This is a genomic window from Psychrobacter sp., from assembly GCF_030454045.1.
GTDB lineage: Bacteria > Pseudomonadota > Gammaproteobacteria > Pseudomonadales > Moraxellaceae > Psychrobacter.
On sequence record NZ_JAKDJE010000030.1, the window covers coordinates 19290 to 34523 of the forward strand.

A 15234-nucleotide genomic window follows, 5' to 3' on the forward strand; every position below is an offset into this window, starting at 1 on the left:
AGTATTGGCTGAGCTGTTTACGTGAGTTTGAGAATTAGGGGACTGGTCACTGGTATTATCAGAGCGTGCGTTCAAAGCTACCTCGCAAGACAACAATCATCAATAAAATAAGAGCAAAATAGGAAGGTGTTGACAGACTACTTTGCCTACACCGTTTTTATAAACTGGGCTTGCCTATTGTAGGGTGATGCGCGGAGGAGTACAACCGCCGAACCGCTCTTTTAAAGACGCTTTTATAGCATTATGTCGTAAAGGATAAACGATAAAAGATTGGCGACTGCGTATCAAATTGTACAAGTGCGCTTTTGCCATGCGTTATGAAGGGATAAAATGCTACACTAATGCGGTGTTTGCACAAAGGTGTATGAGCAATCTGGTACCTTTATGATGACACGACTTCTAATAACTTACTGCTGATAAATAGTGCTGCTATGAAACCTGAATTGCCTCCACGTATTTCTGTCCTGTTAGTCAACCTTGGTACGCCAGATGAGCCAACGGCACCTGCCGTACGACGCTATCTCAAACAGTTTTTGTCAGATCCGCGAGTGATCGAGATTCCCAAGTTTTTGTGGGCCATTATCTTGAATTTGTTTGTCCTGCCAAGTCGTCCTAAGCGCGTGGCAAAGGCTTACGCCAGTATCTGGGAAGGGGATTCGCCGATTCGTAAAATATTAAAAAGCCAAGTTGAGCTATTAGAGCCGCGTTTGGCAAATAGCGTAGCGCCATTTCGCGTCTCTGTGCATCCTGCGATGAGCTATGGTAATCCTGGATTGCCTGATGTCATGGATGCGTTGCGCGGAGAAGGCGTGGACCACTTTGTTATCTTACCTTTGTTTCCGCAATACTCAGCCTCTTCAGGTGGTGCGGTATATGATGCGCTGACGAAGTGGACACTTAAGCAACGTAACCTACCAAATTATACGATTGTCAAAGATTACTTTGCGCATCCACTATATATTCAGGCATTGGCTAACTCGATACGCCGCTTCCAAGAAAAGCATGGTAAGCCCGAAAAATTAATGTTTAGCTTTCACGGTATCCCGCAGCCTTATGCTGATAAAGGCGATCCGTATCCTAAGCGTTGCAAGTGTACCGCTGCGCAAGTGGCACATGCACTTGGCCTAAAAGAAGACGAGTGGATTATTAGTTTTCAGTCGCGCTTTGGTAAGCAAGAGTGGGTAAAGCCGTATACCGATGTGGTACTCGAAGATTGGGGCAACTCTGGTGTACGCTCGGTACAAGTGATTAGTCCTGCATTCTCAGCGGATTGTCTTGAGACGCTAGAGGAACTTGCTATTGAGAACCGTGATAATTTCCTTAACGCGGGCGGGCAAGAGTATCACTATATTCCTGCGCTAAACCTTGATGAGACACACATTGAATTGCTCGAAGCGTTGAGCTTGCCTCTTGTAAAAGGCTGGGCTGGCACACTTGATGGATGGGTATAATCAGCTGAAAATATCTATTACTGTTAGTTAAATGATAAGCCATAAAAAAGCACGCTTAACGATATTAAGCGTGCTTTTTCGCTCTAAAGGGCTATGTCAACCGCAGTGCTAATTTCTAAAAATCGTCATCATTGCTACGTTCTGCAGCGTCTCTATCAGCGATATCTGCCGGATCTGGATAATCGTTGTCATCAAGATTGTCTTGCACCAAAATCTCATCGACACGTGATTCATCTATGTTTTGGCGATGCATAGGCGTTAGTCCTTGTGTGGCAGCACTACCGACTTCTGAGTTGTCAAAGCCTGCACTATTGTCGATGACATCATCGTTGTCGATTGTGTGTAGCATTGGGTTGTCTAAATCAACCAACTGGTTGTCTTGGTTATCGCTGCTGTCATTATTGTCGCGGCGATTGCCATCGATATGATCCATCTCTTCTGGTAATGGGTTCTTTGAGTTTTCCATAGTTGATCCTTTATTGTATTTATTAGAGAGAGTATCGCACCAACTGTTTATGATATTGTGCGTTGCGATGTTATTAATATGCCTATCAGTGTGTACGCTTATGGCGTTTTTCACTAGTAGTAAGGTGTCACAGGATGTTCAAAAAATGTAAGGCGATTGCCAAAAAGTAAAACGGCCACTCATATGGAGCAGCCGCTTGTCATTATAGGGTCGTTTATAGTTTTCTTATGATGTCAGTATAGAGAGAGCATGATAATGATTGTACTAATGATTGACATGCTTGAGCTCATAATTGAACTTCTGTGCCAGACACGATTCATAATCAGCCAGCTTAAATCGCCATAGATAGGTCAAGGCAATCGCGTAAATCGCAGTTTCAGATAGCTCTTCGACAATCTCCCCAAAGGTATGCGGGAACATAATGGCGTTCTCGCCCATATATTGAATGATTGCCAGCGCGGTAACGATGAGGTAGAGCGAGACTGGCACGTTCTTTAACACTGCCCATAGGTAGTGCCTCGAATAAGCTAATAGGCCAAGCGCGACGAGATAGATAACGGTCAGCACACTGTCTTCCCACCAATCATAAGATTGATTTAAAAACGAGAAATCGCTCGGAACCAACAAATCTGGTAGATAGTTTAGCTCGCGACGAATGACGGTAAAAAATACAAGTACGGCTGCCAACCAAAAGGCCTGAATGTGCTTGATATGACTTTGTATCATGTACAACGCAGCAAACAGACAAATAGCAAGATCATACTAGGGATTTCAATAATGCCATCTGAACTCAAAATAACTAGCTCCTGCGTATCAAAAAAATGTGTCAAAAACAAAAAAGTGAGCCCGTAGGCTCACTCTAAACCGAAAAACATCTAACGAAATATGCATAATTTACTATGACGCTATTATAACCCAATATGGTAATAATAACGTCATAGAATATAACCAAGTAGTCATAAGTGGTTGTTTATATAGATAATACAGTGGGTTTCAAAACCCATCATATCTTTAAGCTCACTAGCGTTCTAAGTTGACCAAATCAATGATTAATGCGCCTCATCCCAGTTTTGACCGCTATCAGTCTCAACTAGTAACGGTACAGCAAAGTCGACATGCCAGCCTTTATCTACCGCTGTTGTCCTCAAGACATCTTGCATGGCATCGGTAATCAATTGGCTAACCGCGTCTACTTTATCGGCATCCACTTCAAACACCAGTTCATCATGGACTTGCAGCAGCATTTTGGCTTGATCTTTCGGCAATACCTTATCAACGGCAATCATGGCAAGCTTAATCAAATCAGCAGCGGAACCCTGTAGAGGCGCGTTGATTGCGGCGCGCTCAGCGCCTTGCTTGACCATACGATTGCTATGATTGATATCAGGGGTATAGAGTTTACGGCCTAGTATCGTCTCGACATAGCCTTGCTCGTACGCGCTAGCACGGGTATTAATCATATAGTTTTTGACACCCGGATAGCGCTCAAAGTACATATCGATATAGTCTTGCGCCTCGCCGCGACTCATTTGTAGCTGCTTGGCAAGACCGAACGCACTCATACCGTATAGCAGACCAAAATTAATGGCCTTGGCATTACGGCGTTCAGTTGGGGTCACGTCTGCAACGTCCTTGCCAAGTACTTCGGCGGCAGTCGCAGCATGAATATCTAACCCTTCGTTAAAAGCATGCGTCAAGTGCTTATCACCTGAGAAATGCGCCATGAGACGTAGCTCGATCTGAGAGTAATCCGCGGCCAAGATGACGCGACCTTCTGGTGCGATAAAGGCTTGGCGAATCAGACGACCCGTCGCCGTACGAATCGGAATATTCTGTAAATTAGGATCGGTTGATGACAGACGACCAGTGCTGGTGAGTGCTTGATGATAACTGGTATGCACGCGATCCGTCTCGCTATCTGCAACATTGTCGAGCGCGTCGGTATAGGTGCTTTTGAGCTTAGATAACCCGCGATATTCTAAGGTAATATCGACCAATGGGTGATCGATTTTTGATAGAACCGCTTCCCCAGTCGAGTATTGACCAGACTTGGTTTTTTTACCGCCCGGCACGCCAAGCTTTTCAAACAGCATCTCGCCAAGCTGCTTCGGTGAACCCAAGTTGAACTCTTCGCCAGCAACTTCATAAGCCCGTTTTTCTAGTGCGATAATCTCTTCATCAAAGCGTTTTGATAGCTCGTTTAAAAATGAGCGTTTGATGAGAATACCGTTTGCTTCCATCTGGCAAAGTATCTCTGCTGTTGGAATCTCTAACTCATGGAGCAATTTGGCATTATTGGCATCGTTAGCCAACTCAACGCTGAATACGTCAAATAATTGATAGGTGATATCGGCATCTTCACACGCGTAGTCACTGGCGATATCGATAGCCACTTGGTCAAAGGTGACTTGTTTCGCCCCTTTGCCTGCCACATCTTCGAAACTGATAGTCTGCGTTTGTAGATAATGGCGCGCCAGATCGTCCATACCGTGGCGAGTGGCTGCCGCATTGATGACATAGCTTGCCAGCATGGTGTCCATTGCCCAGTTATTTGGCTGCTCATGTATGGCGCCGACTAAGTCAATATCATAGTGCGCAAGGATATGCGCATCATACTTTAGATGCTGACCGATTTTACCGATATTCGGATTCTCTAACACAGGCTTTAAGCGTGCTAATACCGTATCGCGTTCGAGTTGTTTCGCTGTCAGCTCATCACCTTCTAAGCTATGGATGAGCGGAATATAATAGGCCTCGTGAGCTTGTACGGCAAAAGATAAACCGACGATTTGCGCGTCACGCCAATGGACGCTAGTGGTTTCGGTATCAATGACGAAGTGCGGCGCTGCCTCTAAAGCTTCAATCAGACTATCAAATGCTGGCTCGTCGAGCACAGTGTGCCACGCTTTATCTTGATGGTTACTGCCCGTCATATTATCAGTGTTGGTCGATTGCAGTGACTTGGCAATTTGTGCCTGTGACTCAGCGTCTGCTTGGCTGTCAGCGACACTTTGCGCGCCATTCGCAGGATGGTTTGGGTGATCGAGTGATGCTAGCTCATTTCTAAACTCAAGCTCGGTATATAGGGTGCGAAGCTCCTCTATATGCGCACAAGGATCGGTATTGATTTTGAGATCATTCCAGTCTTGGCCGATTTCGAGATTGGTGACGATGGTAGCGAGCTTTCTATTAAAAGGAATATCATCGGCATGCTCGATCAGACCTTTTGCACCGCGACCTTTGATAAAGCCAATGTGCTTGAGCATGTTGTCGATGTCACCATACTCAACCAACAAGTCTTTGGCAGTTTTCTTACCGATACCTGGCACGCCTTTGATCCCATCAGAGCTGTCGCCCATGAGCGTTAAGAAATCAATCATTTGGTTTGGGTTAATACCAAACTTATCGATTACCGCTGGTGTATCGGTGATTTTACCGGTGAAGCTATCTTCTAATATCACGCCGTCATTGACCAGCTGCATCATGTCTTTATCGCCCGTTGAGATGACCACATGATGACCCTGCTCAACAGCGCGGTAGGCGAGTGTACCGATGATATCATCGGCTTCTGCACCCTCAATACGTAACAGTGGGATACCTAAAGCGCTGACCAAACGATGGATATAAGGGATTTGCTCTACCAATTCTATATCGATAGGCGGACGAGCTGCCTTATAGTCAGGCGACATATGATGGCGAAAAGTCGGTGACTTGGTATCGAAGCAGACAGCCATGTGGGTCGGGTGATAACGACGCATGAGTTTGAGCAATGCGTTCAATGTGCCACGTATCGCATTGGTGATTAGGCCCTGCGAGTTTTGCATGGTTTTTGGGAGGGCATGATACGTGCGGAACAAATAATAAGAGCCGTCAACTAAGATAAAGGGCGGCTGGTTTTTGTCTACATGACTGGTGTCCATCAGTGCCACATTTGGCATATCGTCAAAGTTTGGTAAGGCTTTAGGATCGATTGCCTGATGCGAGTTGTGGTCACTGTCGGTTGTATGGTCGTTTATAGGATCAGTCATAGAGGTCACTTATCAGCTGTTAGATAAAAATATGCTCTTATTATAACGATAAAACTGGCGCGTGCCGAATTGCTTAACCGTTACGAGATGTTCTAGCGGTTTTATTTTTTCACCAAAATTTCAGACAAAAAAAGAACCCAGACCAGCTGAGTTCTTCTATAATTAACGTATTTTTAATTAACTACTTTCTCAATTAATTGTTGATAATGAGTCTCATAATACGTTATTTTACTTCTGAGGTAACTTCAACATCGATATTGCCTCGTGTGGCTTTAGAATATGGGCAGACGTCATGCGCTTTTTCGACCAGTTTTTGGATCTCATCAGCTGACAGATCGGTATTATCGGCGATTACATGGATTTTTACTGAGAGTTTGTACTCGTGGTTGTCACCTTGCAACAGGTCAACAGACGTTTCAGTCGTTGAACCAAAGCGTGCGTCTTCCATCTTTTTGACAACGCCTAGTGCGCTATCAAAGCAAGCGCCATAGCCCATAGCAAGCAGTTGCTCAGGGTTATTGCCTTTTTGATTGCCACCTGGTGGGGCCATATTGATCTCAAGATCGCTATCGCTCAAGGTTGCCGTACCCATGCGGCCGCCCGTGACAGTAGACTTGGTTGAATATAAAGTTTTCATAACACATCCTTTGTTTTGGTTTTTAGATTTTCGTGGTAAAGCCAAATATCCAACCTAGGATAACAAATCATTAAAACAGCTCAGTGAGTCAGTAGTAAATATTTACGACAACTTTGTAAATATGACTTTCACAGCTCTCTACAGTAGCAATACCTGCTGATGCTAAAACTGCCCCATACTGCGTTACAAATCTCGCTAAGGCATCTGCATTATCGTCGCTTTGTGCCTTGTCTGGAACAATTTTAGCGATCAGCAGTGCCTATTTGCGAATGTTCAACACGCCCTAATATCATCAAATTGGGTGATAAAAATCTAAATCATAAGGACATTGTTCGATGAATAGAATGGTTGCGATATCTGGTGTTTTCTTCTGGACAATGCTTACTTTAATAGGCTGCGAAGTAGATGACGCCAGTTATGGTTCTGATAGCGACAATATTACGCTGACGAGCTTTGCCAATAGTTACGATAGTAAGGCCAACGATACTGCCGTTGCGCGCATCGATGAGACCTATCGTACAGGCGCACGCGAGATCAAAACCACCAATCTCATCAACAGTTATAGTAACCAGAGCCTAAATGATTTAGACAGAACCATATTGGCAGATAATTTTGAAGGTCGACTTGAGAATAAAGACATCGAAGTCAATGGTCGCACGGTCAAGCGTCCTATTTACGAAAAAAACAGTAATAACAAACTGGACTATCAAACCACCTATCAAACACTGAACTTGTCTGGATTGAGTGCCAATAGTTATAGCGCTGGCACGAGTATTGAAGAGCGCCGCGGTATTCTCACCGATTTGAGCAACTACTCAGAAATTCCATCCAATGTTGCCTTTCCTGAAGGCTCCGTTTGTTATATCCCAGTGGTGACAAGCGAGCGCTCGTTTTTGGCATTTAATGAGAGAAATAAGACAGGATATACCTCAATAGGAAGATGGATTGACGCTGCCAAGCAACGCTTTAGTGACGACAGAGATCATAGAACCTCTCAGTTTGGTGTTGGTATAGCAAATAAGCAAAAAGCGGCGCAGGTGATGTTTTTTGCATATAACAATCAACCAGCCTACGAGTATAGTGGCGTTGAGTATGGCAATGACATATATGAAGCAAACTATGTTGCCAAGGGCAGCACTGATCCAAATATAGATAGCCGCTTTGGCGTGGTAGATTGTACGCTTGTGAACGAGGTGGCCGCAGACTTTATAACCGAGCAAATCAAGCGTTATTATTGATCTTGAGCCATCGCTATCACCAAGCCAAAAAGGCTTATTCACACGCCCTATCTAATTGGTAGAGCGTGTTTTTTGTGCGTGAACTCTGCACCATAACGCGAAATCGGCTACAATACGCTCATTATTGATTTTACTTATTTAGATTGACTTCTAAATGACACAACTGTTGAAGCTGAAAATTATGAGCGTAGATCCAAAGAAACTCAACAAAGAAGTGGCCAAGCGCCGCACCTTTGCCATTATCTCGCATCCCGATGCTGGTAAAACCACCATGACTGAAAAGCTGTTGTTATGGGGACAAGCGATTCAGGTCGTAGGTGAGGTTAAAGGCCGTAAGACCGATCGCCATGCCACCTCAGATTGGATGAGCATGGAGCAAGAGCGCGGTATCTCAATCACCACCTCTGTCATGCAGTTCCCATACAAAGACCACATGGTCAACCTATTAGACACCCCAGGTCACGCCGACTTTAGTGAAGATACGTATCGTACCTTGACTGCCGTGGATAGCGCACTGATGATGGTCGATGGCGCAAAAGGTGTCGAAGAACGAACCATCAAGCTGATGGAGGTTTGCCGCATGCGCGATACGCCAATCATTTCGTTCGTCAACAAGCTCGATCGCCAGATTCGTGAGCCGCTTGAGCTACTGAGTGAAATCGAAGCGGTACTAAAGATTAAATGCGTGCCCGTCACATGGCCGATTGGCATGGGTCAGGATTTTGTTGGGGTGTATCACCTTGCAAAAGACAAAACCTATCTTTACGAGAAAGGCAATGGCGGCAAGATGACCGTCTCTGAAACGCGTGAAGGCTACGATTATCCTGATATCCGCGAGCGTCTAGGTCAGCTGATGTTTGATGCTTTTGAGGAGTCACTTGAGCTGGTACAAATGGCGCTAGAAGAGTTCGACGTAGAGGCGTTTTTGGCAGGTGAGATGACGCCAGTTTTATTTGGTACGGCACTTGGTAACTTCGGTGTCAATATGGTACTCGATACCTTGGTCAAATATGCCCCGCCACCAAAAGCCCATCCAACGACTGAGCGTGAAGTATCAGCAACCGAGACTGACTTTACAGGCTTTGTTTTTAAAATTCAGGCAAATATGGATCCACGTCACCGTGACCGCATCGCCTTCTTGCGCGTGTGCTCTGGCAAGTACGAGAAGGGCATGAAAATGAAGCACGTGCGTTTGGGTAAAGACGTCCGTATTGCCGATGCCTTGACATTCTTGGCCGGTGACCGTGAAGCGCTAGAAGAAGCCTATCCGGGCGATATCATTGGTTTACACAACCACGGCACCATCTCTATCGGTGATAGCTTCACTGAAGGTGAGGAGCTGAGCTTTACCGGTATTCCTCATTTTGCTCCTGAATTGTTCCGCCGCGTGGTACTAAAAGATCCGCTCAAATCAAAAGCCCTGCAAAAAGGACTACAGCAATTAAGCGAAGAGGGTGCCACGCAGGTATTTATGCCGCAAATCAATAATGATTTGGTCTTGGGCGCGGTTGGGGTGCTACAGTTTGAAGTGGTCGCGCATCGCCTCAAAGAAGAATACAAAGTGCAATGTACCTTTGAGCCAGTATCGATTGCCACTGTACGCTGGATTCATTGTGATGATGACGTGGCTTTGGCAAAGTTCAAGAAAAAAGCCCATGACCAGTTATCAATCGATGGCGGTGGTTATCTGACTTACCTTGCGCCATCACGGGTCAATTTACAATTGATGCAAGATCGTTATCCAGAGATCACCTTTAGCAGCACGCGTGAGCATTAAAATTATTTGTATCAAATATACCTGCATCGCTTATTGTTCAATGATTAAGACACGCTAGCCGTGTCTTTTTTATTGTCCGTTATTTATGCCGCAAATGAGTCAAGAGAGGTTTTGAGTGATTAGCAACACTTCAAAAACACAAACAGTGTTCCTACAATACAGCGCGATTGTTACGGTAGAATGTATTACAACATTTTATATTTATAAAAGAGGATGCATGAAAGCTATGGTTCAATCTCATCTTAATAGGTTCACGCTGATGCATATTTCTTTAGGCAGAGTAGGGCGTACACGGCGAATTGGTCTTTTAGCGAGCGGCCTATTATTGGGTGCGGTCAGCATATCTGTCAACGCAGGCAGCTTCGTCAGTACGACAGAATATCTTGACTATCAATTACCAGAAAATATCCAAAAAGTCTGCACTGAGCATGACAATTGCCCAGATATTGAAGTCGAATATCTCAAAAGCAATCACAGCTGGATAGACAACACCGTCAATGCACGTATCGATAATTTGGTCGTTAATAGCAAACCCACTGAATCAGAGCCTATTAAAACAAAAAGCAGTCGGGCAGACGTCACGGCTGCGATCGATGATTTTGCCGCCTCGCAGCTTCAGGACACGCCTGAAGAGGTTTCGTGGGCTTATAACTTGATGGTGACGCCTGATTATTTGGGTCATGTCAATAACTTTGAGCTGTTTGAGATCAACTCTTACGTCTTTACTGGCGGTGCTCACGGTATGCCTTATAGTGAGTACTTGACGTTCGATCTGAATACCAAAAAACAAGTCACCCTTGATGATATGCTGATCAAAGGTCAAAAGCCTCGTTTTGAAGCGCTTGCCCATGAGGCATATAAAACATGGGTGAAGACCGTCGCTGACGATGTCAGTAGCTATGAGAAAAGTTGGCCGTTTACGCTAAGCGACAATGTGACCTTGACAGATACAGGTATGAATATTCGTTATCAGCACTATTCTATTGGCCCGTATGCTTATGGTATGCCGGTATTGAGTATCCCTTATAGCAAGCTTCACAACGTGATAAAGCCTCAATTTATACAACAATAGACAAACAGATAAATACTGATTATGACTGTTACCACAGAGTCGTCAGTTGATTGATATAGATAGTAATTTGCTTAAAAGCGTTTAAAAATTAATAGAAAAATAAGGAGTAACAAGATGACGGATAATACAGATAGCGTAAGCACGACAGCAGAGATGGATACTTGGCAACTAAATGCGTTAACAGAGGCGCTGGGTGATCTGACACTGACAGTCGAGGATAGCTTGTCTGTTGGTCGCGGCGGTGACAATGATGTGGTACTCGGCAGCAAGCAGGTATCTCGTAATCATGCCGTGCTGAGCGTACTAGACGGTCAGTTATACGTAAAAGACTTAGACTCTTCTAATGGGACGTTTATCAACGATCAGCGCATCGTTGGCAACGAATCCAATCAATTACAAGCTGAGGACACGCTTGGTTTTGCAAGCTTTAGTTTTAAGGTGCAAGCTCCAGTCGCAAGTGAAAATGCGACTAAAGCAGAAGAGACGCTAGCACCAGCAATAACAGAGGAATCAGCGCACAGTATCGATAATGAGGCTACTCAAACACAAGTGCCTGAGCATGAAGAATGTATTATTGAAGACCCTGTGGTCAGCGAACCAGTCGTAAAACAAACAGGTATCGAGGAGATCGTACTTACTGCAGAGGATGCAGAGACATCACCTGTTATTAGTCCTTCAGACACTGTAACGGATTTGGCAGACGCGTCTGATATTGAGACGACTGAAGCGGTTACATCAGCCACGCAAGAGCCAGTAGTCAAAGAGACAGGTATTGACACTGTTTTGTCCGCTGCAGACAGCACAGCGCCTACAGCAGCCGAACCAACAGTAACGGAGCCAGAAACTGTGACGACCAACGCGCCATCAAAACCGACAGCATCTCATGATGCTGAGCCGACTGTACGTGAAGAGCCAGCAGTCCAAGCTGAACATGACAAGACAACTAAGACGGAATTACAAGAAGAAGCTGATCCTGAGGTACTAAAAGCCAAGCAGGCTGCAACAGCGCAATTCTCTGGAACTGCCAATTTAGGGCAAGAGCACGATCTTGGCACCCAAGGCAACAACGCGATGGATCAAGAAATCAGTAATCCTGCTAACAAAGGTCATGTAGAGAAAAAGTCTAGCGGTGGTTGGTTTATATGGGTATTCGCTGCCATTTTGATCATTGGCCTAGCATTATGGCTATTTAACATGGGTGTTATGTAATGATAGCCCTTATACATGGTTTGGATACAACCGCGCTTAGATAGCCGTTATGTTTATGAGCGTTGTATTGCAACAGCTGATTTATAAAAGCTGATGCGTATCCATAACTTTGTATAAATATCGATAGGTAAATAAGCCAATATAGCGCCAACATTCAAATAAGATGTTGGCGCTATATTTCATTTGGCCGCTTGCCGTTTTATTTTTTGCCAGTATGTTGTTAAGAGAGCGTTACTATGATGACTTTCGAAGAGTATCAAGCCTTTAAAGACCGAGGTTTTAGTCATGCCCCTTTAGTAAAAAAGCGCTTGATGGATGCACAGACTCCCGTGTCTATGTTCTCCAAAGTGCGCGATTTGAATGGTTCGGCTTACCTGTTTGAATCCGTGGTAGGCGATGAGCGCTGGGCACGATATTCAATGATAGGGTTGGGCAGTGACTTGATTTTGCAGTATGCTGATGGGTATATGATCACGAAAAAAAACGATCATACTGAGACAGACATGGTAAAAGATCCTTTCGGCTATATTCGTCAACTGATGGCGCAGTATCAAATGCCAACCGCTGAGGATGTGCCGGCATTACCGAGTTTTAGCGGTGGCCTAGTGGGTTATTTGGGTTACGATATGGTTCGTATTATTGAGCCTAGTGTGGGCCGATCTGATGCGGCCAACCCAATGACGATGCCAGATATGTGGCTGATGCTATCAATGAGTGTTATCGTCTTTGATAATTTAGAAAATACCTTGTCCATTATCGTTTATGCCGACTGTCAAACAGAAGAGGGCTATAGCAAGGCCATTCGCGAATTAGAAAAAATCGAAGAAAAGTTGTCTGAGCCATCTAACTTATCTGCCCCAGTCATGCCGACACCAGCATTCACATCGCAAACAGGTAGCGAGAAGTATGCTAACGATGTCACTCAGATAAAAGAGTATATCGCAGCAGGTGAGGTGAGACAGGTAGTACCATCGCAGCGATTGACGGCGGATTATACAGGGGATTCGCTGGCAGTATATCGGGCATTACGCTATCTCAACCCATCGCCTTATTTGTTTTTGGTGCATGGCTATACGCTCGATGATCATAAGCGTTTTGATATCATTGGTGCCTCTCCTGAGATTCTCTCACGGGTTGAGGATAGCAAAGTCACTGTGCGCCCAGTAGCAGGAGCACGTAAGCGCGGACAAGATAGCGCTGAGGATTTGGCATTTGAGACAGAGTTGCTGCAGAATGAAAAAGACATAGCCGAGCATGTAAGGCTTATTGATTTAAGCCGTAACGACATCGGCTGCGTCTGTGAGCAGGACAGTATTGAAGTCACAGAAAAGATGCTCATTGAGCGCTATTCACAAGCCATGCACATCGTGTCCAATGTAGAGGGGATAATACGTGCTGACAAGGACGCGCTCGATGTATTTTGTGCGACGTTTCCGGCAAGCACGCTATCAGGCACACCCAAAATTCGCGCCATGCAAATCCTAGATGAGATAGAGCCAGTGCGCCGGACGGTCTTTGGCGGCTCAGTGGGCTATCTTGGCTGGAATGGAAATATGGATATGGCCATTGCCATTCGCACAGCTGTAATGCGCCGTGGCAAGATACATATTCAAGCGGGTGCAAGCATCGTTGCCGATTCTGTGCCAGAAGCGGAGTGGGATGAAACCAACAACAAAGCGTTGGCATTGATAAAAGCGGTAAAAATGGCCTGTAATGGCTTGCGTATTCGCTAGTTGCTTTGCTTGTTGTTTGCTAGAAGAAAGTGGGTTCTTCATTAATAGCAATGATGCCGTATTTTTCTTTAGAAAAAATAACAGCATAATCAGTGGCTTGGATATTTTTATTAAAATAATTGAAAAAAAATATGAAAAAGAGCTTGCGCATCTCAAAATATTTGATAGAATAGCCACCACTTTAAGAGAACAAGCCGACTTAGCTCAGTTGGTAGAGCAACTGACTTGTAATCAGTAGGTCGCCAGTTCGATCCCGGCAGTCGGCACCATCTCTCTTAAAGCAGCTTTTTATGAACTTGTCTTAAATGAAAGTCATTTTTGTTCAAAGCAACCTAAGGTGGGGTTGGGGAGCGGTCAAACCCAACAGACTGTAAATCTGTCGCGAAAGCTTCGAAGGTTCGAATCCTTCCCCCACCACCATATTTTTTAAAAGTTTGTTATAGCGCCAAGCATGCTCTATATAGTTTACAACTCTCGATTAGAATTGTTAAGATTAGAGTAAATGCGGGTGTGGTATAATGGTAACACCTTAGCCTTCCAAGCTAATGACGCGGGTTCGATTCCCGCCACCCGCTCCATATATACACCATCGCAAAGCCTATTAATTATTCATCACGACATCAGTTATTACTACTGAATCGTGATATTTTTTTTAGTGCAGCTTAAAGGTTTGTAATTTACGCTCATATAGCTCAGCGGTAGAGCACTCCCTTGGTAAGGGAGAGGTCTCGAGTTCAATTCTCGATATGAGCTCCATTTATTGTTTACACCTTTTACGCTTGTTTTGCTATTTATATATAGCTTTGCGTCAATATCGAAACGATAGACTATTGAAACATAAAAAATTATACGACATATAATGATTCAAAGGTGACACTAAGGTGTTGCCTTTTAGTGCTGTCAGTACATCACGAAATATTGGTTTTAATGGCTTACTATATAATAGTGTTCAATCTAGCAGATTGATAGTATTAAAACTGGTAGACGAGTATGCAAACATTAATACATTATTTTTTGCATTTTGGTTTTCCTCTCGTCATTGCGGTTATATTTTTTGAGAAAGAATGGAAAAAAGCCTATCTGGTTTTGCTAGCGACGATGTTGGTGGATGTAGACCACTTAGTTGCTAACCCAATTTTCCAGGCCAACAGATGTAGTATTCATTTTCATCCGTTACATACGTATTATGCAATGCTGGTATATGTGGCTTTACTATTTTTTCGTAAACCCTTTAACATCATTGGCATTGGCTTGCTTTTTCATATGTTAACGGATTCTATAGATTGTTTGATGATGTCAGTTAGCTGATATCTTTGTACATCAAATCGTTGAGCGATTATAAGTAGCATTATATTCGAAACCTCTTTAGACAATAGAAAGACGGGTTTCGATCAAGAGAGATATGACTATTAAAGACAAGTCAGCGTATAATAACGGATACAAAAATTAGTTCGAAGTACTGTTTGATGAGAAGTTGTGTTTCAGCAGTGATTCGTGCGGTTGATAGCTAGGTTTATGATGAGTTAGTTTTATTATGAGCCATTAAACAGCTTTTTATTGATCATTCACCAAAAAAAGAGGAAATACCCATGGCAAAGGCCAAGTTTGAACGTAACAAGCCAC

At 44.2% G+C, this 15234-nt stretch carries 11 protein-coding genes and 4 tRNA genes; 11 read left to right on the forward strand and 4 right to left on the reverse strand.

Annotation, left to right across the window (positions count from 1 at the left end; genetic code table 11):
• The first annotated feature begins 431 nt into the window (after positions 1 to 431).
• The gene (hemH, locus tag L0G63_RS07275) at positions 432 to 1451 is read left to right on the forward strand and encodes a ferrochelatase (protein ID WP_301450041.1); all 1020 of its coding nucleotides are present in this window, start codon (positions 432 to 434) and stop codon (positions 1449 to 1451) included.
• A gap of 115 nt (positions 1452 to 1566) precedes the next feature.
• On the opposite strand, the gene L0G63_RS07280 is transcribed toward hemH, so the two are convergent.
• The 4 genes from L0G63_RS07280 to L0G63_RS07295 all read right to left on the reverse strand — a co-directional run bounded on the left by L0G63_RS07280 (position 1567) and on the right by L0G63_RS07295 (position 6582).
• Complete coding sequence (locus L0G63_RS07280; RefSeq protein WP_301450042.1) at positions 1567 to 1917, reverse strand: hypothetical protein; 351 nt, start codon at positions 1915 to 1917, stop codon at positions 1567 to 1569.
• A 264-nt stretch (positions 1918 to 2181) separates the two neighbouring features.
• Positions 2182 to 2643 carry a hypothetical protein gene (locus L0G63_RS07285; RefSeq protein ID WP_301450043.1) on the reverse strand — a complete coding sequence of 154 codons (462 nt, stop codon included), beginning with the start codon at positions 2641 to 2643 and terminating at the stop codon, positions 2182 to 2184.
• Positions 2644 to 2966: 323 nt separating this feature from the next.
• Complete coding sequence (polA, locus tag L0G63_RS07290; protein WP_301450044.1) at positions 2967 to 5945, reverse strand: DNA polymerase I; 2979 nt, start codon at positions 5943 to 5945, stop codon at positions 2967 to 2969.
• 223 nt (positions 5946 to 6168) lie between these two features.
• On the reverse strand, positions 6169 to 6582 hold the full coding sequence (locus L0G63_RS07295) for an Ohr family peroxiredoxin (RefSeq protein WP_301450045.1): 414 nt from the start codon (positions 6580 to 6582) through the stop codon (positions 6169 to 6171).
• A gap of 335 nt (positions 6583 to 6917) precedes the next feature.
• Between L0G63_RS07295 and L0G63_RS07300 the strand changes: the two genes are divergently transcribed.
• The 10 genes from L0G63_RS07300 (at position 6918) to L0G63_RS07345 (ending at position 14919) form a co-directional block, all read left to right on the forward strand.
• Positions 6918 to 7820 carry a hypothetical protein gene (locus L0G63_RS07300; protein WP_301450046.1) on the forward strand — a complete coding sequence of 301 codons (903 nt, stop codon included), beginning with the start codon at positions 6918 to 6920 and terminating at the stop codon, positions 7818 to 7820.
• Positions 7821 to 8001: 181 nt separating this feature from the next.
• Complete coding sequence (locus L0G63_RS07305; RefSeq protein ID WP_301450047.1) at positions 8002 to 9597, forward strand: peptide chain release factor 3; 1596 nt, start codon at positions 8002 to 8004, stop codon at positions 9595 to 9597.
• Between the two features lie 259 nt (positions 9598 to 9856).
• Positions 9857 to 10669, forward strand: a complete 813-nt coding sequence (locus L0G63_RS07310) for an RsiV family protein (protein WP_301450048.1) — start codon at positions 9857 to 9859, stop codon at positions 10667 to 10669.
• Between the two features lie 114 nt (positions 10670 to 10783).
• Positions 10784 to 11878, forward strand: a complete 1095-nt coding sequence (locus L0G63_RS07315; RefSeq protein ID WP_301450049.1) for an FHA domain-containing protein — start codon at positions 10784 to 10786, stop codon at positions 11876 to 11878.
• A 236-nt stretch (positions 11879 to 12114) separates the two neighbouring features.
• The gene (locus tag L0G63_RS07320; RefSeq protein WP_301450050.1) at positions 12115 to 13611 is read left to right on the forward strand and encodes an anthranilate synthase component I family protein; all 1497 of its coding nucleotides are present in this window, start codon (positions 12115 to 12117) and stop codon (positions 13609 to 13611) included.
• A 193-nt stretch (positions 13612 to 13804) separates the two neighbouring features.
• Positions 13805 to 13880 (forward strand) — tRNA-Thr (locus L0G63_RS07325).
• Positions 13881 to 13947: 67 nt separating this feature from the next.
• Positions 13948 to 14031 (forward strand) — tRNA-Tyr (locus L0G63_RS07330).
• An 84-nt stretch (positions 14032 to 14115) separates the two neighbouring features.
• Positions 14116 to 14189 (forward strand) — tRNA-Gly (locus L0G63_RS07335).
• A 103-nt stretch (positions 14190 to 14292) separates the two neighbouring features.
• Positions 14293 to 14367, forward strand: a tRNA-Thr gene (locus L0G63_RS07340).
• A 234-nt stretch (positions 14368 to 14601) separates the two neighbouring features.
• The gene (locus L0G63_RS07345; RefSeq protein ID WP_301450051.1) at positions 14602 to 14919 is read left to right on the forward strand and encodes a DUF6122 family protein; all 318 of its coding nucleotides are present in this window, start codon (positions 14602 to 14604) and stop codon (positions 14917 to 14919) included.
• Positions 14920 to 15234: the final 315 nt, after the last annotated feature.

Excerpts from the sequence above, each read along its gene's own strand:
- L0G63_RS07295 (WP_301450045.1), bottom strand. The coding sequence starts at position 6,582 with ATGAAAACTTTATATTCAACCAAGTCTACTGTCACGGGCGGCCGCATG.
- L0G63_RS07285 (WP_301450043.1), bottom strand. The coding sequence starts at position 2,643 with ATGATACAAAGTCATATCAAGCACATTCAGGCCTTTTGGTTGGCAGCC.
- hemH (WP_301450041.1), top strand. The coding sequence starts at position 432 with ATGAAACCTGAATTGCCTCCACGTATTTCTGTCCTGTTAGTCAACCTT.
- L0G63_RS07345 (WP_301450051.1), top strand. The coding sequence starts at position 14,602 with ATGCAAACATTAATACATTATTTTTTGCATTTTGGTTTTCCTCTCGTC.
- L0G63_RS07310 (WP_301450048.1), top strand. The coding sequence starts at position 9,857 with ATGCATATTTCTTTAGGCAGAGTAGGGCGTACACGGCGAATTGGTCTT.
- L0G63_RS07315 (WP_301450049.1), top strand. The coding sequence starts at position 10,784 with ATGACGGATAATACAGATAGCGTAAGCACGACAGCAGAGATGGATACT.
- L0G63_RS07300 (WP_301450046.1), top strand. The coding sequence starts at position 6,918 with ATGAATAGAATGGTTGCGATATCTGGTGTTTTCTTCTGGACAATGCTT.
- L0G63_RS07280 (WP_301450042.1), bottom strand. The coding sequence starts at position 1,917 with ATGGAAAACTCAAAGAACCCATTACCAGAAGAGATGGATCATATCGAT.
- L0G63_RS07305 (WP_301450047.1), top strand. The coding sequence starts at position 8,002 with ATGAGCGTAGATCCAAAGAAACTCAACAAAGAAGTGGCCAAGCGCCGC.
- L0G63_RS07320 (WP_301450050.1), top strand. The coding sequence starts at position 12,115 with ATGATGACTTTCGAAGAGTATCAAGCCTTTAAAGACCGAGGTTTTAGT.
- polA (WP_301450044.1), bottom strand. The coding sequence starts at position 5,945 with ATGACTGATCCTATAAACGACCATACAACCGACAGTGACCACAACTCG.